The sequence below is a fragment of the Permianibacter fluminis genome (assembly GCF_013179735.1).
GTDB classification, from domain to species: Bacteria; Pseudomonadota; Gammaproteobacteria; order Enterobacterales; family Permianibacteraceae; genus Permianibacter; species Permianibacter fluminis.
Map to the genome: position 1 here is coordinate 138014 of NZ_JABMEG010000002.1, position 24872 is coordinate 162885.

Here is a 24872-nt window from a genome sequence, read left to right on the forward strand (position 1 = left end):
ATGGCTGTTCCCGCGCCGATTTCTGACCCCAGCGTTTCACCATTTCTTTTACGCTCAGCCATCGGAATTTCCTGTGCCACAACGTCGTCCGGTCGATCTGGCCAAATGCTACAAACTGCTGACTCACGGTCCGGTCACGCTGGTGACCAGCGCCCATCAGGGCCAGCGCAATATCATGGCGGCATCGTGGGCGATGCCGCTGGATTTCGATCCGCCGAAACTGACCGTCGTCATCGACGCCAACACGCTGACCCGCAAACTGGTCGATGCCAGCGGTGAATTTGCCTTGCAGATTCCGACGCGCGCCATCGCCCGGGAAACGTTGGCCGTCGGTTCGGTCAGCGGGGTCGAGGGCGACAAATTTGCCCGGTTCGGCATCGACACGTTTGCGGCACAGCATATTGCCGCCCCGCTGGTGCATGGCTGTGTTGGCTGGCTGGAGTGCCGGGTCATTGCCGATGCCAGTCGGCGTTACGATCTGTTCATTGCCGAAGTGTTGGCCGCGTATGCTGACGACGATGTCTTCTCCGACGGCCGCTGGCATTTCCCGGCTGACCCGCTGCGCCGCACCATGCACTACATGGCCGGTGGTGAATTTTTCGCCACCGGTGAATCTTTCCGCGCCGACTGACTCGAATCCCTCTGTTACAGAAAACCGCCGCCTCGATCAGGCCGGGCCCAACCACGCCGAGACCCGACAACGAACGGACGCCCGCGTCCATTCGCTGCCGGGTTTTATTTTGCGGCTTGACGGCGGCCGGCTTTCGCCGCTGGCACAACCCGAACATAATCGACCCTCGCATTGTGCCCGCCGTGTTGCGGGCAACCGTCGGCAGCGTTAGCCGATGGCAGCAACGACAGCGCAAAAGCGAATGCGCTGCCGTTGCAAACACGCAGCGTACGACGGCACGCCACAAGGAGAAGGGAATGAAGCGTTGGCTGGTAAGTCTGTTGGCAGGGTGCAGCTTGCTGTTCGGCAGCACGGTGGTGCTGGCCGAAGCGGTCGCGGTACCGGAAGCACTGAAGCCGTGGCGTGATTGGGCGCTGCACGGTGAGGAATTTCGCCGCTGCCCGCTCAGCCATGGTCAGGAAGGCGATGATGCCAACGACTTTGCCTGTGTCTGGTATGGCAGCCTGCGGCTGGATGCAGACAGCAACGGTGCCCGCTTCAGTTTGCCGATTGAAGTGCTCGGCGGCCGCGAAACGGCGGTGGTGTTGCCCGGTGATCGCGACCGCTGGCCGCGCAATCTGAGTGATGGTGTGCACGCACTGCCCGTTGTCGAACGCAATGGCCTGCCGGTGTTGCTGCTCGGCCCCGGCAAGCTGACCGTCAGCGGTGAATTTCGCTGGCGCGAATTGCCGGGCAATCTGGCCTTGCCGGCATCGCTGGTGTTGATCGATCTGCGACTCAATGGTCGCGCCGTGCCGCAACCGCAGCGGGAAAGCAATGCACTGGTGCTCGCGACCGGGCCGACCCAGGCGACGGTGCAAGACACGGTGCAGCTGCGCGTGTATCAACGTCTGCAGGACGGCTTGCCACTGCAGCTGGAAACGGTATTGCTGATCACCGCAACCGGCAGCGCTCGTGAAGTGGTGCTTGGCAAGCCACTGCAAGAAGGGTTTGTCCCCACCGCAATGACCAGCAAGCTGGCCGCCCGGCTCGATGAACAAGGCTTGCTGCACCTGCAGCTGCGCGCCGGTGACTGGCAACTGACCTTGCAAAGCCGCGCCGAAAAATTGCCGACCGAGCTCAGTGTGCGCGCCGAAAATGGTCTCTGGCCCAGCGAAGCGATTTGGTCCTGGCAGAGCAGCGAAACCTTGCGCGCAGCCAGTCTGGAAGGGGGGGCACCAATCGATCCGGTTCAGGCCGACGTGCCGGAAGCGTGGCAACAATTGCCGGCGTTGCGGGTACGCGCGGGTGAAACCCTGTACATCGCCGAACGCAGTCGCGGTCGTCAGGTGACCGACAATGCCCTGCAATTGAACCGCCAACTCTGGCTGCGCTTTGACGGTAGCACCTATGCGTTTCGTGATCAGATTGACGGCACGCTGCGCAGTGACTGGCGGCTCGATATGGCCGCGCCGTATCAGCTGATGCAAGTCAGCGAGGCTGGCACCGCGCTACCGATCAGCAGCCTGACGGCCGACTCGCCAACAGCAACGACTGATCGCCGTGGCATCGAGCTGCGCACTGGCAACATCAGTTTGCAAGCCAGTGGCGAGTTGGTGCGTAACGGCGCCATGCCGGCGACCGGTTGGCAAAACCGTTTTGACAGCGCCCAACTGCAACTGCATCTGCCGCCCGGTTATCGCTTGCTGGCCGCGCAGGGCGTCGACAGCGCACCGGACAGTTTCCTTGAACGCTGGAACCTGCTCGACACCTTTGTGTTGGTACTGACCGCGGTGCTGATTTACAAACTTTACGGTGTGCTCTGGTCGTTGCTGATGCTGGTCGGTTTCGCGATTCTGTATCACGAACCAGACATGCCGATCTGGTTGCTGCCGAATGCGGCACTGGCCTTGCTGGCCTGTCGCTATGCCAGCGGCAAATTGCTGGTCTGGCTCAGCCGTTATCGTGCACTCAGTCTGGCAGCGCTGCTGCTGATTCTGGTGCCGTTCTTTGCCGGTCAGATCAGCGCGTTGCTGCATCCACAACTGGAGGCTCGTGACGGCGCTTATTACGGCGGCTATGGGCCGGTAGCCGCAGAACAGGTGCAATATGAAGCTGCTTCACCAGCACCAGCTGAACCGCGGATGAAGCGTACAGATGTCGAAAGCGAAGCGCCGACCCTGGCCCTGCGTCGGGAAGAAGGGATATCCAGCTCACGCGGTGATGAAGCGATGGAGCAGCGTATCGAAGTGACAGGTTCTCGCATCAGAAAAAGCGATCTCTACCAAACCTACAGCGACAACTCGATCAGTCAGGCTGGCAACGGTATTCCCGCCTGGCAATGGCGCAGCTACAGCCTGCAATGGTCCGGCCCGGTCGATGCGAATCAGGAATTGTCGCTGTGGATATTGCCGTACAGCGTTCGGGTGCTGGTGATTTTGGCCGCGATTGCGATTTTTGCCGGCTGGTTCCTGCGCATTGCCCGTGAGTTGACTGGCGTGCAAGCGCTGCGATTTGCCCGCGAGAAACTCGGTCTGGCGGTCGTGTTATTGTTGCTGATGCCGGCGCTGGCGCCGCAGCCGGCACAGGCCGACATACCCTCACCAGAATTGCTGGAGGAATTGAAAACCCGACTGCTGACACCGCCGGTATGCGCACCGAATTGTGCCGATGTCGAAAGCGTCACTGTCCGCGCCAGTCGCGAGCAAATCGACATCAGTCTGGAGATCAATGCGCTGGTGCCGACTGCAGTACCGGTACCCGGTCGCGCCGGTGATTGGTTGCCGGTCAGCGTCAGCCGTGACGGTGAGCGCAGTGTCGCGCGCTTGCGTGGCAGTGCGGTGCAAGTCTGGTTGCCAGCCGGCAAACATCGGCTGCAACTCAGCGGCCCAACCTCCGGCAGTGATCGAGTAACGCTGGCGTTTCCGCTGAAACCGCGCCGCATCGACGTGCAGCTGGATGGTTGGGAAGCCAGCGGTCTGCAACTGGATACCTTGCCTTCGGGTGCGCTGGCCCTGACCCGCTCGGCGCGCTTTGGTAAAGAGGCGAATGCAACCGACAAAGCGGGCACCGGGGTGACTCAACTCAGTGTGCCGCCGTTTGTCCGGGTCGAACGCACGCTGAGTTTTGCCGATGAATGGCGCGTCGATACCCGGGTCATTCGGGTCGCGCCAGCGCATGGCGCGTTTACTTTGCAATTGCCTTTGCTGGCCGGCGAAGCGGTGCAGGACAACACGCTGAAAGCCGAAGCCGGTCTGCTGCAACTGGATTTTGCCGGCAGTGAAGACAGCAAGAGTTTCAGCAGCACGTTGGCGCGGGCCGAACAATTGCAGTTGCTGGCACCGGAATCGGCGCCCTATGTCGAGATCTGGCAATTGGCGCCGGACAACCAATGGCGCGTCGCCACCGAAGGCACGCCGCAGATCGCCAATGAAGACGGCGCCGACTGGTTGCAAACCTTTGCGCCGCGACCGGGCGAAAAACTGACGGTGACCATTTCGCGGCCGACCATTCTGGCGGGTGCGACGCTCGCCATTGACAATGTCACGCTGCAGCACGAGCAGGGACTGCGTGGTGGCAACGGTTCGCTGATGCTGAAGTACCGCGCGACCCAGGGCGGTGAACAGGCGCTGCGCTTGCCGGCCGATATCGAACTGAATTCGCTGCAGCTCGATGGTCGCGAGCAAACGATGCGGCCGCGCGAGGGTGTGTTGACTGTGCCGGTGCTGCCGGGCGAGCACAGCCTGACGCTGAGTTACCGTGATCATCATGATGTCAGTTGGCAGCAGGGCGTTCCGGCCATCGCGCTCGGTTTGCCGGCCGCCAATATTCAGTATTCGCTGACCATGCCGGACAACCGCTGGATTCTGTTCACCAGCGGTCCGCGCCTTGGCCCGGCCGTGCTGTACTGGAGCGCCTTGCTGGTGTTTGTTGCGCTGGCGTTTGTGCTGGCGCGCAGCGGTTTGACTGCGTTGCCTTTCCGTGACTGGTTGTTGCTCGGTCTGGGTTTGTCGACCGTGTCGTGGTGGGTGTTGGCGTTGCTGGTGTCCTGGTTTGTCGCGTTGCGCTGGCGCGAGCGGCAGGTGAATGCGCCCACCAGCAGTTTCAATCTGAAGCAGGTTGTGCTGTTTGGGTTGAGCATTGTCGCCGTATTGGTACTCGTCGGTTCGGTGCCTGCAGCGCTGCTGTCTTCACCCGACATGATGCTGACCGGCAACGGCTCTTACGGCAATCAACTGAACTGGTTTGCCGATTACAGCAGCAATGAATTGCCGGGCGTCAGCGTGCTGTCGGCACCAATGTGGCTGTACAAGGGCGCGATGCTGCTGTGGGCGATCTGGCTCAGCTTTGCCTTGCTGCGCTGGGTCAAGCTGGCCTGGACCGCGCTGCAGGTCGGCGGACTGTGGCAGCACAAACCGATCAAGCCGGTGCGCGCCAGTGTGGGCGGCGAACCGGCCGGCACCGCGGCGGTACCCGCAACGGTGCCTGACGCCGTATCAAGCGGGGCACCTGACGAGAAGCCGCCAGCCAATTGATCGGCGCGGCGTCCGCAGACGTAATACACAACGGGCCATTCGGCCCGTTGTTCGTTTTCGGGCGGTTGCTGTCTTGTCCAGAGTGGGGACTGGCTAGCAACGATGCGCTGAGCGAATGGCTGCCGAACGGGAATGTAAGCCAGAAATCCGGTGGAGCAGGCATGCGCGGTGTCAGCAAGAGCGAGCTGCCAGAAAAAATGTGTCCGGTCTGTCAGCGGCCGTTTCGCTGGCGCAAGCGCTGGGCGCGAGTCTGGGATACGGTGCGCTATTGCTCGGATCGGTGCCGGCGTTGGCGACCGACGGATGAAGTGAAGCTTGAGCTGAAGCACGATCTGAGTTGCGACCCGAATCGCACCCTGAATCAAACCCGGCAACACGACAGCAATCGCCGCAACCAACACGACCGCTATCGCGACGCACTGACGTCGCAGCACGAGTCTGAACATCATGGCTGAACTGCGTTTGATTCTGGGCGACCAGCTGCATGCCGGCCATTCCTGGTATCGCGACAAGCGGCCCGATGTGATTTATCTGCTGGCCGAGTTGCGTCAGGAAAGCCAGTACGTCAAACACCATATCCAGAAGCTGCTGGCATTTTTTGCCGCCATGCGCCGATTTGCCGAGGCGCTGCGCAGCGCCGGCCATCGGGTCGAATATGTGCGCATTGGTGATGCCGACAGCGCGCTCAGCTTGCCAGCATTGATCGAGCACGCCATGACGCAATGGCAGTGCGGTGCGTTTGCCTATCAGCTGCCGGATGAGTGGCGGCTTGATCAGCAATTGCGCGAGCTGGCCGAGCGCTTGCGCGCACTGGGCAAGCAGGTCAGCTGTCACGATTCCGAGCATTTTTACGGTCAGCGCGAAGCCGTGCAGGATTTCTTCGCCGGCAAATCCTATCGGATGGAATATTTTTATCGGCACCTGCGCAAGCGCCACGCGGTATTGCTGACGGTGTCGGGCGAACCGTTGGGCGGTCAGTGGAATTACGATGCCGACAACCGTGAGCGCTGGGACGGTGACCCGGCTGTTCCGGTCGAATCGTGGCGCCAGCAGGATCTGCGGTCGCTGCATCAGGAAATTATCGCGGCCGGTATTCCGCATTTTGGTGAATCCCTGGCGGAGGCGTTTCCGTGGCCGACCACGCGGCGCATGGCGCAAGCAGATCTGCGCAGCTTCATCCACCACCGCTTGCCGTACTTCGGTCGGTTTCAGGACACCATGGTCGATGGTCAGCCGTGGCTGTTTCATTCCCGGTTATCGTTCGCGCTCAATGCCAAATTGCTGAGTCCGCAGGAAGTCGTCAACGCTGCCGTCGCGGCACACGCTGACGAACCGGATCGCTATCCGCTGGCGGCGGTCGAAGGTTTTGTCCGGCAGATTCTGGGCTGGCGGGAATATGTCCGCGGTGTTTATTGGGCGCGCATGCCGGGTTATCGCCAGAGCAATGTGCTGATGCACCAGCGGCCGCTGCCGTGGTGGTTCTGGACCGGCGAAACCAAGATGCGCTGTTTGCAGCAAGCCATTACCGGTTCGCTGCAGAATGCCTATGCCCACCATATCCAGCGGCTGATGGTCACCGGCAATTTTGCCTTGCTGGCCGGCTGCGATCCGGATGCCGTTGATGACTGGTATCTCGGCATTTACATCGACGCCATCGAATGGGTCGAGTTGCCCAATACTCGCGGCATGAGCCAGTTTGCCGATGGCGGCCTGCTGGGTTCGAAGCCGTATGTTTCAGGCGGCGCTTATCTGCATCGGATGGGCGACCATTGCGCGCAATGTCACTACGCGGTCAACCAGAAAACCGGTGACCGATCGTGTCCATTCAATAGCCTGTATTGGCATTTTATCGACCGGCATGCCGATCGCTGGCTGGTGAATCAACGGATGCGGCCGATTGTCCGTGGCTGGCAAAAACGCAGTGACGCCGACCGCGCGGCCGTGCTGGCGCAGGCGCAGCAGCACTTGTTGGCGATTGAGACGCTGTGAATGGGATTTTTTTGTTTGGTGACGACAGGGCTCTGTCGTTCAGTTTTTGCGATGCGTTTTTTTGATGGGCCTTTTTGACGGGCTGAATTTTGACGCGCTTGGCACAAGCTCACCCATACGGCGAGCGTGTGCCACAGTCCGGCGGTGATCGCTATTCTTCCCGGTACAACAGATACAGCTCGGAAATGGCATCCGGGATTTGCGCCAGCACCGTGCGCAGCCGGTGCGGATCTTCATAAATCTGATCGAGGTGGTCGTCTTCAAAGACGCCGGCAGCCAGCGCGATTGGCAGTAGCAGTTCGCCGACTTCTTCTTCATCTGGTTCGAACCAGGCATCTTCACGCAGGCTGACGCCGTCCATGAAGCCGAGCGCCCAGCCGCGCAGGGGCGCCGCATCCGGATCATCGCCGAGCAGCAGTGGGCAGGGCAGGCGCAGCGGTTTACCGGAGTACAGTTCGCGGGAAATGTAATCGGCGAGGTTGCGCAGCGTGCCTTCGATTTCCTGCTGCTCGTTCTCGTCGGCGTATTCCGGCGGCTCGACAAAAATTTCAGCCAGCCATTCGGCTTCCGGCACTTCGATCGGTGAAATCGCCAGCGCGGTCAGAAAGCCATGGCTCTGCACGTAGTCATAACACTCCTCGGTGACGGCCTCCGATACCAGGAACGCCTGTAAGGTGGCCAGATCGGCCGGCGATGGAATGGTCATGATTTACCTCGTGACAGTGACGGCAGGCGCAGGCGGTACCGGCCGCGCCTTGGGTTGCGCCATTCTCGCACCCGGCCTGCGCCGATGAAAGCGGCAAACCGGCTCGGCGCCGGAAAGTCTGCCGCCAGCAGGGAGGCATGAGCCGCCGTATACTGGCCACCTGTTTGTCGGATCAGTCGCTGCCATGGCGTGGCAGCCGTGGAATCGCCAATGGCTCGTCTTGAAGATCTCAACTATCACGCGCATTTTGCCGCGCTGGCCGAACCGTTTTCGGTGCCGGTGACGCCAACACCGTTGGCGTCACCGCAGCTGGTGGCGTTCAGTGCCGATGCGGCGGCACTGATTGATTTGGACCCGAGCGAAGCCGAGCGGCCGGCGTTTGCCGATCTGTTTGCCGGTGCGGCGTCGATCAGCGGCTGGGAGCCGCGGGCGATGGTGTACGCGGGCCATCAGTTTGGGGTTTATGTGCCGCGGCTCGGTGATGGCCGCGCGTTGCTGCTGGCCGAAGTGCGTGATCGCGACGGCGGCAATTGGCAACTGCATCTGAAAGGTGCCGGGGCGACGCCGTTCTCTCGCATGGGCGATGGTCGTGCGGTGCTGCGCTCATCCATCCGCGAGTTTCTCTGTTCCGAAGCCATGCATGCGCTCGGCATTCCGACCACCCGCGCGCTGTGTGTGATCGGTTCGGGTGAAACCGTGTATCGCGAAACGCCAGAAAAAGGCGCAACCGTGCTGCGGTTGGCGCCGAGCCACACCCGGTTTGGTACTTTCCAGTATTTTGCGATGACCAATCAGCATGACGCCTTGAAGCGTTTGCTGGAGTTCACCATCGCTGAGCATTTTCCTCAGCATCGGCATGAGGCCGACGCCGGTCTGCGATTTTTCCGCGACGTGGTCCGGCGCACCGCCGGACTGCTGGCGCAGTGGCAGGCGTTCGGTTTTGCCCACGGTGTCATGAACACCGACAACATGTCGGTGCTTGGCCTGACACTGGACTACGGGCCGTTTGGTTTCATGGACCGTTACAACCCGGCTTACATTTGCAACCACTCCGATACCAGCGGTCGTTATGCTTTTGACGAGCAACCCACAGTGGCCTTGTGGAATCTGTGCCGGTTTGCCGAAGCATTGCTGCCGCTGCTGGATCGCGAGCAGTTGGCTGAGGCGCTGGCCGAGTTCGAGCCGCAAATCATCGAACAGTATTCAACCTTGATGCGTGGCAAGCTCGGTCTGACCCATCCGGAAGACGACGATCGCGAGCTGTCGGCCAGTTTGCTGCAGCTGATGGCCGCGCAAGGCGCCGATTATCCGCGCAGTTTCCGGGCGCTGAGTCAGCTGACCGGCGGGTCGACTGGGTCAAGTGTATTGGCAGGATCGGGCAACGATGACCGCCGGTTTCTCGATGAGTTTGCCGACCGCGAGGCGGCCGCAAACTGGCTGCAGCGCTGGCGGGCGCGGTTGGCGCGCGAAGGCAGCATCGATCTGCAGCGGCAGGCGATACAGCAACGGCACAATCCGAAATACGTGCTGCGCAATTATCTGGCCCAGCAGGCGATTGCCAAGGCCGAGGCCGGCGATTTCAGTGAAGTGCAGGCGCTGCATGCCTTGCTGCGCAAACCGTTTGATGAGCAACCGGAGCACGAGCGCTACGCGGCGCTGCCACCAGACTGGTCGCGCGAGCTGGAGATTTCCTGTTCGTCGTAATGGTGTTGGAAAGAAATACACGGAGCAGGCATGACAACGTTTCTGTTGTGGTCGGCAGTGATGACGCTGATCGGTATTGGCATTGTCGGCATTGTCTTTCCGCTGCTGCCGGGCGCGACCTTCCTTTTTGCCGGCATGTGGCTGGCGGCGTGGATTGAAGATTATCAGTGCATCAGTACAGCCACGGTCTGGTGGTTGTTTGTGCTGATGCTGCTGTCGTTCGCGGCCGATTGGCTGGCTGGCGCGCTCGGCGCCAAAAAGGCTGGTGCGACCAAAGCTGCGATCATCGGCGCCACGCTGGGCTCGATCATGGGGGTGCTGGTCGGCTTTTGGGGACTGCTGATCTTCCCTTTTGTCGGTGCCGTGCTGGGTGAATTACTGAGCCACGGTGATCAGCTGCGTGCATCCAAGGTGGGATTTGCCGCGTGGCTTGGCGTCATGTTCGGCCTGATTGCCAAAATCGCCATTGCCTTTGCCATGCTCGGCATTTTTGCGCTGGCCTGGTTTCTGTAGCGCGGTCCAGCGGGGTCATTCCGGATTTGGCCGGATTTGGCCGGGTCTGGTTGGGTCCGATCATGTCCAAGTGCATGCCGATGGCGTTCTGGCGCCAGCGTTCCCGGTAACTTGCGAAAGGGAAGAGCGGTCGACCCGGGGCTTTTAAGCCTGGGTTAATCGCCCGTCGCAATACTGCCCTTGCCGGACCTGACCGGGCTGGCGTAGGCTGCTCGCGCCTTTATCGGAGTCCCACCAGACCATGTTCCCGTTCACCGCACATGCTTTGCTACGCCAGCGCTGGCTGGCCAGTGTGCTGGCGTTCGCGATGTTGGTGGCGCAGGCAGCCGGTGTGCTGCACAAGCTGGATTTCGAAGCCCACCCGGCTGGCGTTGTCTGTGCCACCTGTGTCGCGTTTGGTAACGCCGACACGCCGCTCCCGACCGCTGTCGCTGACGAGTTGCCGTCGGCCGTTGTCGTCGCGGACTTTCCTGTTTACGCCGATGCGCGAGTCGAGTCTGCCCGACTGATCGCGCGTGCGCGCGGCCCTCCCATCCTTGCCTGAGTAGTGGTTTTGCATTGCACCGCCGTCGCCTGACGACCGCGGTGTGCATCTCTATTCCGTACGCAAGGATTGATCATGACTCTTCGCTTTATTGCCGCGGCGTCCGCCGTGGTGTTGGCCGTGCCGGTGATGGCCGCCGAACCCGATACCGATGCGCGCATCGCGGCTTTGCAGCAGCAAATTGACGAGCTGCGCAATGCCCAGCAGGCGCCGTCTACCCCGTCTTCGGCCAACGCGTTCAACCCGGCGATTTCGCTGATTCTGATGGGCACTTACAGCGATAGCAGCATCGACCCCGATGCGTTTGCCTTGCCCGGCTTCATGGTGACCGAAGAGGGTGCACCCGCCAGTCAGGGTTTCTCGCTCGGCGAAAGCGAAATGACGCTGTCCGCCAGCGTGGATGATCAGTGGTATGCCCAGACCACGGTTGCCTTCGAAGAAGCCGATGGCAGCAGCGAGGTCAGCGTCGAGGAAGCCTACATCGAGTCGACCGCACTGCCCGATGGCTTCACTTTGAAAATGGGCCGCTTTCTCTCCGATATCGGCTATCTGAATCATCACCATTCACACACCGACAATTTCCTGGATCGGCCCTTTGTTTATCGCAGCTTCATCGATCACGGTTACGGCGATAACGGTGTCCAGCTTCGCTATCTGTTGCCGACCGATTTTTACGTCGAGCTCGGTGGCGAATATCTGCGCGGTGATGGCTACCCGGCTCAGGGCGCCAGCCACGATGGCCGCGGCGCCTACACGCTGTTTGCTCATGTCGGTGGCGATGTCGGTGTCAGCAGCAGCTGGCTGGCGGGGCTTTCGCAACTCAATGCCAGCACCGAGGCCGGCGATGACGGCTTTACCGGCGACCTGAAACTGACCATTGCCGATCTCACCTGGAAGTGGGCGCCGAATGGCAATCGCAAACAAGGCGAGCTGGTCGCCCGCACCGAATGGTTTGCCGAAGATCGCGATGGCAGTTGGCAGGCAATCGATGGCAATGCCAGCAGCGATTGGAACAGCCGCCGCCGCGGCGGTTATGCCGAAGCCACCTACAAATGGCCGAGCGGTTGGTTGGCTGGTTTGCGGGTGGACCGCGTTACCGGTGATGCCGGTGCCCCGGCGCCTTTTGCCAGCGGGGACAGCAGTGATGGTTACAGTCTGGTGCTGGGTTTGCAGCACACCGAATTCAGTTTGCTGCGCGGCCAGCTGTCGGTCTTTGATGGCCCGGATGGTGATCGCGAGCACAGCGTCGCGTTGCAATACGTGGTCGCCATCGGCGCCCACGGCGCCCACAAATTCTGAGGACAGGCCGACATGAACGATACCGTTATGAACACCATCGCGATGAAAAAGCACGGCATGAAAAAAGCCATCATTCTGGCCGCGACGCTGCTGATCAGTCAGCGTTCGCTGGCGCTGGAAGTGTTTGCCTGCGAGCAGGAGTGGGGCGCGCTGGCGCAAACGCTTGGTGGCGACAAGGTCAGTGTCTACGTCGCGACGACCGCGATGCAGGACATTCACACCATTGATGCCAGGCCGAGCCTGATTGCCAAATTGCGGCGTGCCGATCTGGTGGTCTGCTCCGGCGCTGATTTGGAAGTGGGCTGGTTGCCACAGCTGCAACGTCAGGCAGGCAATAGCCGGGTACAAAGCGGCAACGGGGTATTGTTCGCCGCGGATACGGTCAGCTTGCTGGAAAAACCGGGCGCGCTGGATCGCGCGCAGGGCGACGTCCATCCGCAGGGCAATCCGCATGTGCAATTTGATCCGCACCGGATGCTGACCGTGGCAACGGCGTTATCAGCGCGACTGGTAGCACTCGATGGCGCCAATGCTGATGGCTATCGAAAAAATTTCGCCAGCTTCAAAGACAGTTGGGAAAAAGCCATCGCGCGCTGGGAGGCAGCGGCGGCGCCGTTGAAAGGTCGCAACGTCGTGGTCCAGCATTCGACGTTCACGTATTTGCTCAATTGGCTCGGCATGAATGCGGTCGCCATGATGGAACCGAAGCCCGGCCTGCCGCCGACCACGGCGCATCTGCAGGAAGTGCTGCAGATCATCAAAGCGCAGCCGGTCATGGCGGTGATGAATGCGACCTATCAGGATGCGCGGCCATCGGAATGGTTGTCGGAACGTGCCGGCATTCCGATGGTGAGTTTGCCGCAGTCGATTGGTGGCGATGACAAATCCACCGATTTGATCGCCTGGTATGACAACGTCATTGGCTTGTTGCTGAAGGTGGCGAAATGAATTGGGATGCCTTGGATCTCAGCATACTCGGGCCGGCGTTTGTCGCCGGTCTGATTGTGCTCAGCACGCATGTGTTGCTCGGTCAGCAAGTGCTGGCGCGCGGCATCATTTTCATCGATTTGGCGATCGCCCAGATTGCCGCGTTGGGCGTCATTGCGGCCGAGTACGCCGGCATTGATGAACACAGCTATCTGGTGCAGGTCGCGGCGGCGGCGGCGGCGTTAATCGGCGGCGCCGTGCTCAATTGGTCGGACGGCAAATGGCCGGACAAACAGGAAGCGCTGATCGGCACGTCGTTTGCGTTGGCGGCGACGGCGGCGATTTTGCTGCTGGCCAACAATCCGCATGGCGGCGAGCATTTGAAGGAATTGCTGGTCGGCCAGATTCTGTGGGTAAGCACGACCCAGATCGTAACGGCAGCGCTGGTCAGTGCCGGTTTGCTGATCGCGATGTGGCTGCGCCACGGCGCCAACAAAGGCTTTGGTTTCTACGCCATATTTGCCATTGCCATTACCCAGTCGGTGCAACTGGTCGGGGTCTATCTGGTGTTCACCAGTTTGATCGTACCGGCATTGGCCACAGATCATTTGACCGGCCGGCGGCGCCAGTTGACTGCGTTTGCGATCGGCATTGCGGGTTATGCGCTGGGGCTGACGCTGTCGGCGCTGCTCGATTTGCCCAGTGGTGCGGTCATCGTCTGGTCGCTGGCCTGCTGCGGCGTGGCCTCGCGCTGGCTGTTGCCGGCGCCGCAAGGCAACGCGCCAGCGCCAGCGGCGCATTGAGTGAGGTCGGCGTTCAGCGCACGGCAGGTTCCGTACCGGTTTGATGCAGTGAGGTGCTGGACGCGGCAAAGCTGCCGATGAAACCGTCGCTGTTGTTGCGGGCAAAAAAGCGCGCAGCATCGCCGATGGTGTCGCGATAGCCGAGCGTGAACACCTGGGTGCGGCCGGCTGCGGCGGTCGCGCGCAAATCGGCTTCGATGCGCTGGGTCCACGGGTCATCGCTGGCATAGGCATTTTCGTACAGCACCGCATCCGGATTGTCCGGATGCGGCTGCATCAGCGCGAGACCGGCGATGGTGTCGCTGCCATCGTCGTTCAACCACACGGCTTCGCCGATCAGGTTCAGGCCACGATTGAGCACAATGAAATCCTGCGGCCGTTGCTGTTTGAAAGCGCGAATCAAATCGATCATGGCCCGGGTTTTTTCGATGCGCTGTTCGCGACTCCAATTGGGGTGCGTCAGATAGCGGTCGACGGTGTCCGGCGTGTCGAGGAACAAACCGTGCAAGCCCTGTGCGGCCAGTTGCTCGGCCTGGTGCTGCAACCAGCGTTGCCAGAGCGGCGCACTGACATCGATGCGCCAGGAGGCGAATTTGTCATTCCATTCCACCACCAATTGCTCGAACGGCTGCTGCTGATCAACCGGCAGGGTCGCGACGAAGGCGTCAAAGCGAGCCCGCTCGCGGCTGTCGAGTTCGCCGATGCTGAGATAGCCGAGCACGCGAGCTTGCTTGTCCCGGGCGCGCTGCAGCATGGCCTGCAGGCTGGCCGGGGCAATTTTCCGGCTGTCGAGGATTAGCACTTCATGGTCACCGAGCGACGCGCTCAGCCGCTGCAACTCGGCGCTGTCGTTGCCGTAATAGAGCTGATAGCTGCGGGCATCAAAATCACGGCTGTCGAGCGCGGGCAGCGCGGCGCAGCCGCCCAGCAGGGTGAGCAGAACGGCGGGCAGGGTCATCAACCGAAGAGTACGAGAGATGACGCGGGTAGTGGTACGACGGAGCATGGTGAGTTCATCAAGACAGGCAAGGTCGCCATGCTAGCCGGCACCGGTCCGCTTGGGCAGGGGCGGATTGCTTGCATTAATTAAGACAAAAGTACCAAAATGAAACCGAATTTGGGCATACTGGTCTGAGTTGCTGGACAAACAGTTGACAGCGCGGGATGCAAGCCCGCCAGCCTTCCGTTATGCTTCACCTGACCCGAGCGGGCAGGAAACGCCCAAGAGATGACTGTTTTTCCCAACGGTCGTCGGAGAGATGCAGGAATGTTGTACCAAGGAGATGCAGCCAAGATGGCGCTGGTCCTGATCGTGGATGATGATCCCACGGTGCTGCGCATGCTGACGCAAGTCATGCAGCGCGACGGTCATACCGTCATGCAGGCCGAAGACGGTGAAGTGGCGATGCGGCTGTTTCGTCGCCAGCCGGCCGATATCATCATCACGGATTTGCTGATGCCCAACAAAGAGGGCTTGGAACTGATCGCCGAGGCGCGCGAAGTGGCGCCGGCTGTCGGCATCATTGCCTATTCTGGCGGCGGCAAAATCCAGCCGGAAAACTATCTTGAATTTGCCACCGGCATGGGCGCCGATCGGGTGTTCACCAAGCCGGTGCCGATTACCGATTTATCGGTTGCGGTGCGCGAATTGCTGGCCAGTCGGGCCGCCGTTTGAGTTGACTCAAACGCGTGAGTAAGAACAACAAAACGCCGGCATCAAGCCGGCGTTTTGTTTTCCTGGGAATTTTCGCGGGCAACCGGTTCCAGCGCCATCGTGAACCAGAATCGGCTGCCTTTGCCGACTTCTGAACTGACCCCGATTTCACCGCCCATCAATTCCGACAACTGCTTGCAGACGATCAGCCGCAGCCGACCGGCGAAGCTGGCATTGGTCAGCCGTGAGCGGCTGTCGAGCGAGTCGAACAAACCGGCCTGGGCATCTTTCGGAATGCCCTGACCGGTATCGCTGACCGAGAAGCGCAGCCGTTTCCGGTTGTCTTTTTCCAGCACGTCGACAAACACGCCGACTTCGCCTTCCTTGGTGAACCGGACCGCATTGCCAACCAGATTGCCGAGAATCTGTTTGACCCGCGCCTCATCGGCCAGCGTGGTTTCGGGCACATCCATGTTGATGCTGTGGCTCAGCTTGAGATTCTTGGCGGTGGCGTGATGGGCAAATTCGTTGACCACCGATTCCACCAGCGGATGCACCTGCACCGGCTGCTTGTTCAGTTTCAACAGACCGGCATCCAGTTTGGAGAATTCCAGGATGTTGTTCAGGTTATCGACCAGGGTGCGGGCGGCGCGGCTGGCAATGGTCAGCAATTCGCGCGGTTCCTGCGGCAACCGATACTGATCGAGCAGGTGCAGCATGCTCATCATGCTGTTCATTGGCGTGGTGATTTCATCGCCCATCCGCGACAGGAATTCGCTCTTGGTGCGCGGCGCGTTGACCGCGACATCGCGTTCGCGCAGCACGTGGCGAGTCTGCTCGACCAGCTGATCGTGCTGGCTGCGCAAACGCTGCAACTGGCTTTCCAACTGCTGTTGCTGATTGCCGCTTTGCTGCTGCCATTGCAGCAATGTCTGTTGCAGGCTGGCTGTTTCCGGGCTCGGGCGCAAACCGGCCAGACTGCCGCGCTGACCTTCGGCTTCACGCTGGACTGCGGCAAGCAAGGCGGCGCGCGCCTGTTCATCGCGAATGCCATCCTGCCAGAGCCACCACGCGCCGGCCGCGCCGAGGGCCAACACAGCCAGTGCACCGAGCCACCACAGCGACGCCGTTTCGGTCGGCAGGTTGGTGATCGGGGCCAGCGTCAGTCGGTGGCTGCTGGTAACGCCTACCGGCCACGGCACCGCTTCACCGGCGCTGTCGCCGCTGGCATCGAACTGGAATGGCAAACCGGTGCGGGTTTCCAGGGTCTTGGCCAGCGTGGCATCAAGCGGCAGACCGGCCATCACGACGCCAAGCGCCTGCCCTTCGCTGCGCAGCGTTTCGCTCAGCAGCAGCACGGCGCGTTCGCGCAGCAGGACTTCGGTGCCTTGCTTGGTTGGCTTGTCGCTGTATTGCTGCAACAGATAATCACCGATGCCATACAGCTCGCCGGGGCGGCTCGGGGCATCGGACAGGTACAAGGTGTTGCTGGAGCGGTCATGCAGCAGCACGACATCAAAACCGAAACTGTTTTCGGCCAATGACAATTCCCGCACCACCGTTGGCTGGGCGCCGCTGCGGATCAGATCGCGGACGCGCGGATCCTGGGCAGTGCGTTCGAGGAATTGCTGGGTTTGTTCGAACAGCAATTGCAGCGCGCGACTGGCCTGCTGATTCTGCTGTTCATGGATAGCGTCAATGGCGGCGGCTCGTACAGTCGCGGCATTCTGGCCTACAGCGATCAGCAGCAGGCTGGCCAGCAGGGCCAGCACCGCAATGACCAGAACCAGACGCACTCGCAATGTCATCATGACGACACTCTCACTCTTGTTGTTGTCACCCCTTACTGGCAACCAAGGCTGAGGCTGCTGCAGGTGGGGCGCTATTGTGATGGTTGGACAGCCTGTCCGGGTATCGGTTGGGACTGAAAAGCCCCTGAATTTGCCAACGGCAACTTGCTGTCAGAGATTGTAGGCAGGAATTGTCAGGTTGGGGCAGCCGGCTGCTTGGCGCTGTGACAGTGATCAAAGTCCGCTGCTTTGTCGTTGCTGAACGCGTGCCAGCAAGTCCCGGTGATGTGGAACGGGTACCCCGTTGCGGGCCGCGGCTTCGATCAGGCTGCCGGTGATGAAATCGATTTCGGTGCGGCGATGCTGGCTGTAGTCCTGCTGCATCGAGTTGTAATTGGCGGCGGTCGCCTCGGCAATCGCGGTGACCCGCTGCAGCAGGCCGTTGGCGTCAATGGCATGACCCGCGGCAGTGGCTGCCGCGGCGGCTTCCGCAGCCAGCGGTGGTAGCCAGCGCTGGGCAATCGGATGGCTGAGCAATTCGCCGTTGCGACAGTTCAGCAGTGCCGTCAGCGGATTGATGCAGGCATTGACCGCCAGCTTGTGCCAGAGCCGGGTCGCGATGGCATCGTCCCACTGTACCTGCAGCGCCGTGGCTTGCAGCGAGGCGAGAGCGGCTGCGTGTTCGGCCGGAGGCAGCGTGCCGCGACCGGGTCCGAGCCAGATACCGCCGGTGCCGGCCTGCACCACGTGCTGGCTGCTGCGGCGAAAGCTGCCATGGGTGCTGGTGCCGAGCCAGATCACGGTTTGTTCCGGCAGCAGCCGACGGGCAATCGCTTCGGCGCCCAAACCGTTCTGCAGCAGCACAACCAGTCGCAGTGAGGGGTAATTCGGCGTCAGCGCCAGCAGTGCCGACTCGACATCCGGCGCTTTGACGGTCAGCAGCAGGCGCTGTACCGATTCGGCCTGACCGACGGCCGCGCAGGTAATGGCGACAGCCAGGCTGCGACCGGCGCGTTCCAGCGTCAGCAGGCGGGTGCACTCCTGACTGCCCGGTCGCAGCAACAGACTGGCCGGCTGTCCGGCTTCGGTCAGCGCCGCTGCCCACAGCAAGCCTTGAGCACCAGCGCCGAGAATGTGCCAGTTCATTGCCTTTCCTTGCTGCGCTCAGTAACGTGGCCGGCGATTACAACACAGGGCCGAACCGGCCAGAACAGGAAATTCATCTTGCCAGCTCCGTCGTGGTGGCGCGCCATCTGGACGCGTCAAATGCTGTACTGCGTGTTGACCGGTTTTGCTTCAGGCTTGCCGTTCTATTTTTTGATCAATCTGATTCCGGCTTGGCAACGCGATCAAGGTGTCGACCTGAAGTCGATCGGACTGTTGGCGCTGGTGCAGTTTCCGTACACCTGGAAATTCCTTTGGGCGCCACTGCTGGATCGTTATCACGTGCCGCTGCTGGGTCGCCGTCGCGGCTGGATGCTGCTGACCCAGATTTTGCTGTTGGCGGTGATGCTCAGCTTTTCCTGGCTGGCGCCGCAGCCGGATCTGCAAACCGTGGCGCTGCTTGCCATTGGCGTGGCATTTTTCAGCGCCAGCCAGGATATCGTGCTGGATGCGTATCGGCGTGAGCTGTTGCAGGAGCAACAGTTTGGTCTGGGCAATGCCATACATGTCAATGGCTTTCGCATTTCAGGTTTGGTGCCCGGTGCGCTGGCACTGGTGCTGTCCGATCATATGCCGTGGTCGACCGTATTCCAGATTGTTGCGGGGTTCATGACGCTCGGGATCTTCCTGACGCTGTGGGCACCGGAGCCGAGTCATCGAGGCCAGCCGCCGATGCGGCTGGAGCAAGCCGTTGTTGAACCGTTCAAGGAGTTTTTTCAGCGGCAGGGCACGGGTTCGGCATTGCTGATTCTGGCTTTCATGTTTTTGTACAAATTGGGTGACTCGATGGCCGTCGCGCTGGCGACGCCGTTTTATATGGACATGGGCTTCAGCAATACCGCGATTGGACTGGTGACCAAAAATGCTACGTTGTGGCCGGCCGTCATTGGCGGCATGCTCGGTGGCATCTGGATGCTGAAGCTTGGCATCAATCGCGCGTTGTGGCTGTTTGGCCTGGCGCAGATTTCCAGCATCCTGTTGTTCGCGCTGTTTTCCGCATTGCCAGCGGAACAGCTCAATCTGTATTGGCTTGCTGGTGTCATCACTTGGGAATATCTGGCCATCGGTTGCGGCACGGCCGCGTTCACGGCGTTTATTTTCCGGCTCGCCAATCCTGCATTTGTGGCCACCCAGATCGCCTTGCTGACGGCTCTGGCGCTGATTCCGCGGGTATTTGTCAGCGCCAGCACCGGGTATCTGGTTGAGGCGATGGGTTGGACCCAATTCTATCTGCTGTGCGCGCTGGTTGCGGTTCCGGGCATGCTATTGCTGCTCAAGGTGGCACCGTGGCACGAGCCTAAAGACGCTGCTGTGGCGAATGCCGAGCCGCGCTGATTTTTCTGACGGTTTTACGATAAGGTTAAAAAAAACAAAGGCGCCGGATGGCGCCTTTGTTTTGGTTCAGACAGTCTTTCTTTAGCAAGACTTACTTAAGGAAAAATGCTCAGCATCGACTAGAAATGGAAGGTCGCGGCGACATAATTGCCTTTGAATTCCAGATCGCCGGAGACATCTTCTTCATCCGGGTCGATCTCAATGGACATGTTGCGCTGGCCGGCTTCGATGCCGAGGCCAAAGGCAAACTGATAGGCGACATTGAAGCGGATGTCCTTGACTGTGACGCCAGCAGCGCTGATGCCGGAGGCTTGACCACCAAATGACAGACCGGTCAGCGGCAGGTCAAACTTGGCGGCGACATAAAGCATAGGTACCGGGGCATCGAGCACTTCTTCTGAACTCTGGCCGCTGCCGCTCAGGCGGATCTTGCCATCGAACTGTTTGATATCCAGACCGAGGTCCAGGTTGACCCAGTTGTCGAGCACTTCGTAATACAGCACGTAATCGTTGTGGCTCAGATCAAAATCGGTGACGACCGTCGTGCTGGCATTGTAGGTATCACCGTCGTAAGTGATAGCGCGGCTCAGCACATTGCTGCCGTCGCTTTTCAGCTCGTTGCGTTCAATGCGGATATTGGGCAATACCGGAACCGGGTGCTCCAGCGCAATCCAGAGCGAGTTGCCATCCGAATCATCGATTGCCAGATCGTCTTCAACATCAATGGAGGTAGCAGTGCCGTTGGTTTCGCTGGCGAAGTTGCCGCTGTATTCCTGGCTCCAGCGCGCCGCACCGGCATAGACACCGAAAATGGTGTCAGCCTGGGCCGACAATGGCAGGGTGCCGGCGAGCAGCAGGCCGGCGAGCAGGGTCTTCTTTTTCATGCTGTTCATGTTGAGACTCATGGTGGGTTCTCCTGATACGCAAGTGCAGCGTCGGGGCAAGCTTAACAGCGGCAACGGTCGTCGGCGAGTGCGGTGGTTGGCAATTTGCCGCCGGCCGTCGTGGCTTCGGCCGTGCTGGGCAAATTATGGGCAAAAAAAAAGGGCGTTGCCCAAGAATCTGGAACAGCGCCTTGTGGAAAGTCTGACCGACAATCAGTGCTGTCGGTGCGGTTGTCTGAAGCGTAGCCGCTTCCCGGCCGTTTGCAAGTCGGCGCCATGGCCGGGAACGGTGCCTGAACCGGCGAGTGGTGCCGCCGGTGTCTGCGAATTACTGGCCCAGAAATGCGATCAATTCCGCATCATTTAGCGCACGTGCCAGAACGTGGCCGAGTGACTGGTTCATTTCTCCGCTGACCTCACCGAGGCTGGCGGTGCCGCCGACTTCCCGCGAGCGCTTGTCGTTGAAGGTACGGGAACGGGTGCCGGCCGGCGTGATGGCCTTGAATTCGATAACCGTTTCCACGGCAATGGTGTCGCGCAAAACCGTGTGGCTGATTTGGTGTTCGGCTTTTTGGATGGTCACGACAAACTGCCGCTCTGCGCTGGCATCGCTGACCTGAAAGTGGTGCGCGGCGAGGCCGCCGGCCAGCTTTTCCTTCACGGTAACGGTCACAGGCCGCTCCAGATCAAAATGGGGCTGACCGGTTGCCGCCGAGCTTGGCAGGCTGCTGACTTGCAATTGCACGGTCTGGCCGGAGCCCAGCGACGAGCCGGCGGCGATGACTTCAGGGTCGAGCAGGATTTTGGTCGGGCCGGTGGCGCAGGCGGACAGCAGTGTCAACAAGGCAACAGGCAGCAGTGAGGCGAGGCGAGACATGGTGCAAAACTCCCAGAGCATTGATGGAGGACCGGATCAGTGGCCGGCGACATGGCGCGCATGATAGCGGCCGCCTGCGCGTTTCGGCGAGTGCTGGCCAGCCACGCTGCGGATAATTTGCTGCTGCGCAGCATCGATGACAAGCATGTCAGTCGGATGAAAGCCGACGGTTCGATTTGCGCTGGCTGCCGGTATCACGGCACAATCATCGGACCAGCAGACACATGCGCGGCCGACACCGCGCCAGCCATGGAGCAAGGGAATGGGCACTCGGGTAGCACTGGTCACCGGCGGAACCGGCGGTTTGGGAACAGCAATTTGCCAGCGTCTGGCAGCATCCGGCTACAAAGTGGCGGCCGGCTATAACAGCGGCGGCGACCACGACAAGGCCAAGGCCTGGCAGGCGGAGCAGAAAGCCGCCGGTTTTGATATCCAGATTGCCTTCGGCGATGTCCGTGATTTCGATTCCTGTGGTCGCTGTGTCGAAGAGGTGCAAGGTCAGCTCGGACCGATTGAGGTCTTGATCAACAACGCCGGCATCACTCGTGACAGCACCTTGCGCAAGATGACCAAGGAGCAGTGGGACGCCGTGCTGGTGTCCAATCTGGATTCGGTTTTCAACATGACCCGCCATGTCATCAATGGCATGGTGGATCGCGGCTTTGGTCGTATCGTCAACGTTTCTTCTGTCAACGCCCAGAAAGGCCAACTCGGCCAAACCAATTACGCGGCCGCCAAGTCCGGCATTCACGGCTTCACCAAAGCGCTGGCCCAGGAAGTGGCGCGCAAAGGCGTCACGGTCAATACCGTATCGCCGGGCTATATTGCTACCAAAATGGTGATGGCGGTGGCGCAAGAGATTCGCGACGAAATCATTCGCGGCATTCCGGTCGGTCGATTGGGGACACCAGAGGAAGTGGCTGCCGCCGTGGCCTTTCTGATTTCGGAAGAGTCAGGCTTTATCACCGGCGCCAATCTGTCGCTCAATGGTGGTCAGCACATGTTTTAACCGTCAGTCTGGCGCATGGCAGGCTGACATCAGCGGCAAGAAGAACGAAGCAAAAAGGAGAAGGGAAATGCGCTTCAAACTTGGACTGTTGGCAGGGGCAATGTTGACATTGGCGGGTGCGGCATCCGCCAATGATGGGAGCTGGGAGCCGACTATCGGTTTTGGTTGGCAGTTGCCAGATGAAGATCGTGGCCTGGAAAATGACTCTGAGATGAAATATCTCGGAGTTGGTTACTATGTTACCGACGAAGTGATGCTTGAACTGTACGCTGCTGATCACGATGCAAAGTCGGACCCCGCAGGGATCAATGTTGATAGTTCTCAGCAGGGCTTCAAGGCGCTGTATCACTTTGAAACGAACCGCCCCGGCATCATTCCGTATATTGCGCTTGGCTTGAATGAAATCAGCTTCAAACCTGATGGTGGTGACAAGGAAAGTGAAACCGGTGTCATGGTTGGCCTTGGCTTGAAGACCTATTTCACTGAGCGTTTGAGCCTGCGCTTTGAACTCAACAATACCCGTTACGAAGATAGCAAAGACCACGACAGCCAGATGTGGCTAGGTCTGAGCTATATGTTTGGCGGCAACGATCACTCAGCTGCAGTGGAAGAGGAGCCGGCAATGGAAGCCGCACCGGCTCCAGCTCCTGCGCCCGCACCGGTCGTTCCGGCAGCGCCGAAAGACAGCGATGGCGACGGCGTTTATGACAATGCGGATCAGTGTCCGAACACCGCGGCCGGTCGCAAGGTTGACGAGAAAGGCTGCGAGAAGGTGCTGCGCGAGAAAGTCAGCATCAAGATGAACGTGCTGTTTGACGTCAACAAGGCGGATATCAAGGCGGTGTCAGCTGCAGAAATCAAACGGGTTGCGGATTTCATGGCCGAGTATCCGACCACCAAGGTCGTGATCGAAGGTCACACCGATTCGGTAGGTAGCAATGAGATCAACAAATCGTTGTCCGAGCGTCGCGCCAAAGCGGTAGCTGACTCACTGGTTCGTGATTACGGCATTGATGCCAGCCGGGTCAGTTCGGTCGGTTACGGTGAAGAGCGTCCGCTTGGCGACAACGCGACTGCTGAAGGCCGTAGCCAGAATCGCCGCGTGACTGCGGAAATTGAAGAAACGGTGGTTGTTAAGCAGTAATCAAGACAATGGCAGCGCTTGCGCTGCCATCCGTTGACAACAAAACGCCGAAGTGGAAGCCCTTCGGCGTTTTGTTTTACGGCTCCTAAGGAGCCGTAAGGCGGGCACTATTTTCGGCTTTGCCGGCGCTGCTCAGGCAGCGCGGCGAAAAGAGTAGGCCTTGTCGTAATCGCTGCGGATTTTTGCCGCCAGCCCGTGATACAGCGGCCGCACCAGCAGGTGCAATGAACGTATGGTCACTGACACGCTCATCATCGACGGTACCCGTTGGCCACGGTGCTCAATCGGCGCGCCGATCGGTTCCAGCCGGACACCGAGTCGACGGAAGTGCTGGGCCAGCCACGGCTCGGTCAGCATGAACAGGGTATCAATGCCGTGGATTTGTGCGGCCTCCAGCATGCCGAGATAGAGCCCGACCGGAATGTACGGGAAGCGGGGACGGCGCAGATTGCCGTAATCTTCATCGCTGATCGCCACCGGTTTGCGCTGCTCACCGGTGCGGCGGCGGAAACGACCATCGACGGCCAGACGAGAAACTTCGGCAATGCTGTCGCGCGCCAAGCCCAGATTTTCCATCAGCCGTTCATCCAGCGTGTGGGCGCACGCTTCCTCAAACGGTAGCGGATTGCTGGGGAAGTTTTCGTGGCAGCGGATTAATCGGACACAGCCGACGTATTCATTGAGATTGCGGCTGCGCAGCAGGATGTGCAGGGACTGCGGGTCGTAGCTGTCGGCCTCCATGCCGTCATCGCGGACCGGCTCCCAACCCAGTTCTTCGCAGTAAACACGATGGCGTACGCGATAGACTTCCTGGCGTAACTCATCAGTGGTGGCGGGCAGGATTTCAAAAAACTGATCGAAGTTTTGTTTCAGCTGCAAGAACTCGCGCGCGAGTATCAACGACTGCATCAACGACATGGTGCCTCTCCGTGGTACCAGAACCGATAACCCACTTGGCAAATCGCGCCGCAAGGGCCGTTTGCCTCTATCCAGTTTGGTCGGTCGTTGCGGTCCCCGCAAGCAGGCAAGACTCAGCGTTTTAAGCCGGCAGTTCTTTGCAACGGCAATGTATAAGCAGCCATCCGTTGGCAGCGGTCAATCGCCGCTACCGCCATCACTGCTACCGTCACAGCCACCATCGCTACTGCTGTCACTGCAGAGGTGATTGCTGTTTTGACTGCAGGATGAATTCGTACTGCCGTCGTAGCTGCTGGCAAAGCCAGTGCCAGCGGCCGTCCCCACTCCGTCCGCGCCGTCGGCGCGGGGACGTCTGCCTTGGCCAGGCTTTTGCCCGGGCGTGCTGCCAGCATTACGAAAAAACAATAACGTGCCGACGATGAACAGCAGGATGAGCACAAACACCAGCACCACGGACATAAGCCTTC

General features: G+C 60.2%; 22 protein-coding genes. 14 read left to right on the plus strand and 8 right to left on the minus strand.

Annotated features, from left to right (window positions below; all coding sequences use genetic code 11):
* The first annotated feature begins 73 nt into the window (after positions 1-73).
* From HPT27_RS15960 to HPT27_RS15975, 4 genes are all read left to right on the plus strand, one after another.
* Positions 74-631 (plus strand): flavin reductase family protein, encoded by a 558-nt coding sequence (locus tag HPT27_RS15960; protein WP_172245633.1) that lies wholly within the window; start codon positions 74-76, stop codon positions 629-631.
* A 296-nt stretch (positions 632-927) separates the two neighbouring features.
* The gene (locus tag HPT27_RS15965; RefSeq protein WP_172245635.1) at positions 928-5145 is read left to right on the plus strand and encodes a hypothetical protein; all 4218 of its coding nucleotides are present in this window, start codon (positions 928-930) and stop codon (positions 5143-5145) included.
* A 161-nt stretch (positions 5146-5306) separates the two neighbouring features.
* Positions 5307-5600 (plus strand): DUF2256 domain-containing protein, encoded by a 294-nt coding sequence (locus HPT27_RS19660; RefSeq protein WP_172245637.1) that lies wholly within the window; start codon positions 5307-5309, stop codon positions 5598-5600.
* Entirely contained in the window at positions 5593-7134 is a 1542-nt protein-coding gene (locus HPT27_RS15975; protein WP_172245639.1) for a cryptochrome/photolyase family protein, read from the plus strand. The genes HPT27_RS19660 and HPT27_RS15975 overlap by 8 nt, the downstream gene beginning before the upstream one ends.
* A gap of 151 nt (positions 7135-7285) precedes the next feature.
* On the opposite strand, the gene HPT27_RS15980 is transcribed toward HPT27_RS15975, so the two are convergent.
* Positions 7286-7840, minus strand: coding sequence for a YecA/YgfB family protein (locus HPT27_RS15980; protein ID WP_172245641.1), 555 nt, complete (start codon positions 7838-7840; stop codon positions 7286-7288).
* A gap of 210 nt (positions 7841-8050) precedes the next feature.
* Between HPT27_RS15980 and HPT27_RS15985 the strand changes: the two genes are divergently transcribed.
* The 6 genes from HPT27_RS15985 (at position 8051) to HPT27_RS16010 (ending at position 13630) form a co-directional block, all read left to right on the plus strand.
* The gene (locus tag HPT27_RS15985) at positions 8051-9544 is read left to right on the plus strand and encodes a protein adenylyltransferase SelO (protein ID WP_172245643.1); all 1494 of its coding nucleotides are present in this window, start codon (positions 8051-8053) and stop codon (positions 9542-9544) included.
* Positions 9545-9574: 30 nt separating this feature from the next.
* Complete coding sequence (locus HPT27_RS15990) at positions 9575-10057, plus strand: DUF456 domain-containing protein (protein WP_172245645.1); 483 nt, start codon at positions 9575-9577, stop codon at positions 10055-10057.
* A gap of 241 nt (positions 10058-10298) precedes the next feature.
* On the plus strand, positions 10299-10601 hold the full coding sequence (locus tag HPT27_RS15995; protein ID WP_172245647.1) for a hypothetical protein: 303 nt from the start codon (positions 10299-10301) through the stop codon (positions 10599-10601).
* A 75-nt stretch (positions 10602-10676) separates the two neighbouring features.
* Positions 10677-11900 carry a hypothetical protein gene (locus HPT27_RS16000; protein WP_172245649.1) on the plus strand — a complete coding sequence of 408 codons (1224 nt, stop codon included), beginning with the start codon at positions 10677-10679 and terminating at the stop codon, positions 11898-11900.
* A 12-nt stretch (positions 11901-11912) separates the two neighbouring features.
* The gene (locus tag HPT27_RS16005; protein ID WP_211198073.1) at positions 11913-12848 is read left to right on the plus strand and encodes a metal ABC transporter substrate-binding protein; all 936 of its coding nucleotides are present in this window, start codon (positions 11913-11915) and stop codon (positions 12846-12848) included.
* Positions 12845-13630: a metal ABC transporter permease gene (locus HPT27_RS16010; RefSeq protein ID WP_172245651.1), complete on the plus strand. Its 786-nt coding sequence runs from the start codon at positions 12845-12847 to the stop codon at positions 13628-13630. Before HPT27_RS16005 ends, HPT27_RS16010 begins: the two co-directional genes overlap by 4 nt.
* Positions 13631-13643: 13 nt before the next feature.
* Here the strand turns inward: HPT27_RS16010 and HPT27_RS16015 are convergent, their stop codons facing one another.
* Positions 13644-14636, minus strand: a complete 993-nt coding sequence (locus HPT27_RS16015; RefSeq protein WP_172245653.1) for an endo alpha-1,4 polygalactosaminidase — start codon at positions 14634-14636, stop codon at positions 13644-13646.
* A 261-nt stretch (positions 14637-14897) separates the two neighbouring features.
* Between HPT27_RS16015 and HPT27_RS16020 the strand changes: the two genes are divergently transcribed.
* Positions 14898-15305: a response regulator gene (locus HPT27_RS16020; protein WP_172245655.1), complete on the plus strand. Its 408-nt coding sequence runs from the start codon at positions 14898-14900 to the stop codon at positions 15303-15305.
* A gap of 41 nt (positions 15306-15346) precedes the next feature.
* Here the strand turns inward: HPT27_RS16020 and HPT27_RS16025 are convergent, their stop codons facing one another.
* Entirely contained in the window at positions 15347-17095 is a 1749-nt protein-coding gene (locus tag HPT27_RS16025) for a sensor histidine kinase (RefSeq protein ID WP_172245657.1), read from the minus strand.
* A 213-nt stretch (positions 17096-17308) separates the two neighbouring features.
* The gene (locus HPT27_RS16030) at positions 17309-18220 is read right to left on the minus strand and encodes a ketopantoate reductase family protein (protein ID WP_172245659.1); all 912 of its coding nucleotides are present in this window, start codon (positions 18218-18220) and stop codon (positions 17309-17311) included.
* Between the two features lie 78 nt (positions 18221-18298).
* On the opposite strand from HPT27_RS16030, the gene HPT27_RS16035 reads away from it, so the two are divergent.
* On the plus strand, positions 18299-19573 hold the full coding sequence (locus HPT27_RS16035) for an AmpG family muropeptide MFS transporter (RefSeq protein ID WP_211198074.1): 1275 nt from the start codon (positions 18299-18301) through the stop codon (positions 19571-19573).
* Positions 19574-19692: 119 nt separating this feature from the next.
* On the opposite strand, the gene HPT27_RS16040 is transcribed toward HPT27_RS16035, so the two are convergent.
* Both HPT27_RS16040 and HPT27_RS16045 read right to left on the minus strand, forming a co-directional pair.
* Positions 19693-20478 (minus strand): TIGR04219 family outer membrane beta-barrel protein, encoded by a 786-nt coding sequence (locus HPT27_RS16040; protein WP_172245661.1) that lies wholly within the window; start codon positions 20476-20478, stop codon positions 19693-19695.
* Positions 20479-20785: 307 nt separating this feature from the next.
* On the minus strand, positions 20786-21334 hold the full coding sequence (locus tag HPT27_RS16045; protein WP_172245663.1) for a YajG family lipoprotein: 549 nt from the start codon (positions 21332-21334) through the stop codon (positions 20786-20788).
* Positions 21335-21596: 262 nt separating this feature from the next.
* Between HPT27_RS16045 and phbB the strand changes: the two genes are divergently transcribed.
* On the plus strand, positions 21597-22343 hold the full coding sequence (gene phbB, locus HPT27_RS16050) for an acetoacetyl-CoA reductase (RefSeq protein ID WP_172245665.1): 747 nt from the start codon (positions 21597-21599) through the stop codon (positions 22341-22343).
* The gene (locus HPT27_RS16055; protein WP_172245667.1) at positions 22321-23487 is read left to right on the plus strand and encodes an OmpA family protein; all 1167 of its coding nucleotides are present in this window, start codon (positions 22321-22323) and stop codon (positions 23485-23487) included. Before phbB ends, HPT27_RS16055 begins: the two co-directional genes overlap by 23 nt.
* Before the next feature lie 132 nt (positions 23488-23619).
* Here HPT27_RS16055 and HPT27_RS16060 read toward each other — a convergent pair whose 3' ends face one another.
* Both HPT27_RS16060 and HPT27_RS16065 read right to left on the minus strand, forming a co-directional pair.
* Complete coding sequence (locus HPT27_RS16060) at positions 23620-24405, minus strand: PEP-CTERM/exosortase system-associated acyltransferase (protein WP_211198075.1); 786 nt, start codon at positions 24403-24405, stop codon at positions 23620-23622.
* Positions 24406-24582: 177 nt separating this feature from the next.
* On the minus strand, positions 24583-24864 hold the full coding sequence (locus HPT27_RS16065; protein WP_172245669.1) for a hypothetical protein: 282 nt from the start codon (positions 24862-24864) through the stop codon (positions 24583-24585).
* Between the last annotated feature and the right edge of the window lie 8 nt (positions 24865-24872).

Coding starts and splice junctions, on each gene's coding strand:
- HPT27_RS15965 (WP_172245635.1), top strand. CDS start 928: ATGAAGCGTTGGCTGGTAAGTCTGTTGGCAGGGTGCAGCTTGCTGTTC.
- HPT27_RS19660 (WP_172245637.1), top strand. CDS start 5,307: ATGCGCGGTGTCAGCAAGAGCGAGCTGCCAGAAAAAATGTGTCCGGTC.
- HPT27_RS15975 (WP_172245639.1), top strand. CDS start 5,593: ATGGCTGAACTGCGTTTGATTCTGGGCGACCAGCTGCATGCCGGCCAT.
- HPT27_RS15980 (WP_172245641.1), bottom strand. CDS start 7,840: ATGACCATTCCATCGCCGGCCGATCTGGCCACCTTACAGGCGTTCCTG.
- HPT27_RS15985 (WP_172245643.1), top strand. CDS start 8,051: ATGGCTCGTCTTGAAGATCTCAACTATCACGCGCATTTTGCCGCGCTG.
- HPT27_RS15990 (WP_172245645.1), top strand. CDS start 9,575: ATGACAACGTTTCTGTTGTGGTCGGCAGTGATGACGCTGATCGGTATT.
- HPT27_RS15995 (WP_172245647.1), top strand. CDS start 10,299: ATGTTCCCGTTCACCGCACATGCTTTGCTACGCCAGCGCTGGCTGGCC.
- HPT27_RS16000 (WP_172245649.1), top strand. CDS start 10,677: ATGACTCTTCGCTTTATTGCCGCGGCGTCCGCCGTGGTGTTGGCCGTG.
- HPT27_RS16005 (WP_211198073.1), top strand. CDS start 11,913: ATGAACGATACCGTTATGAACACCATCGCGATGAAAAAGCACGGCATG.
- HPT27_RS16010 (WP_172245651.1), top strand. CDS start 12,845: ATGAATTGGGATGCCTTGGATCTCAGCATACTCGGGCCGGCGTTTGTC.
- HPT27_RS16015 (WP_172245653.1), bottom strand. CDS start 14,636: ATGCTCCGTCGTACCACTACCCGCGTCATCTCTCGTACTCTTCGGTTG.
- HPT27_RS16020 (WP_172245655.1), top strand. CDS start 14,898: ATGTTGTACCAAGGAGATGCAGCCAAGATGGCGCTGGTCCTGATCGTG.
- HPT27_RS16025 (WP_172245657.1), bottom strand. CDS start 17,095: ATGATGACATTGCGAGTGCGTCTGGTTCTGGTCATTGCGGTGCTGGCC.
- HPT27_RS16030 (WP_172245659.1), bottom strand. CDS start 18,220: ATGAACTGGCACATTCTCGGCGCTGGTGCTCAAGGCTTGCTGTGGGCA.
- HPT27_RS16040 (WP_172245661.1), bottom strand. CDS start 20,478: ATGAGTCTCAACATGAACAGCATGAAAAAGAAGACCCTGCTCGCCGGC.
- HPT27_RS16045 (WP_172245663.1), bottom strand. CDS start 21,334: ATGTCTCGCCTCGCCTCACTGCTGCCTGTTGCCTTGTTGACACTGCTG.
- phbB (WP_172245665.1), top strand. CDS start 21,597: ATGGGCACTCGGGTAGCACTGGTCACCGGCGGAACCGGCGGTTTGGGA.
- HPT27_RS16055 (WP_172245667.1), top strand. CDS start 22,321: ATGGTGGTCAGCACATGTTTTAACCGTCAGTCTGGCGCATGGCAGGCT.
- HPT27_RS16060 (WP_211198075.1), bottom strand. CDS start 24,405: ATGTCGTTGATGCAGTCGTTGATACTCGCGCGCGAGTTCTTGCAGCTG.
- HPT27_RS16065 (WP_172245669.1), bottom strand. CDS start 24,864: ATGTCCGTGGTGCTGGTGTTTGTGCTCATCCTGCTGTTCATCGTCGGC.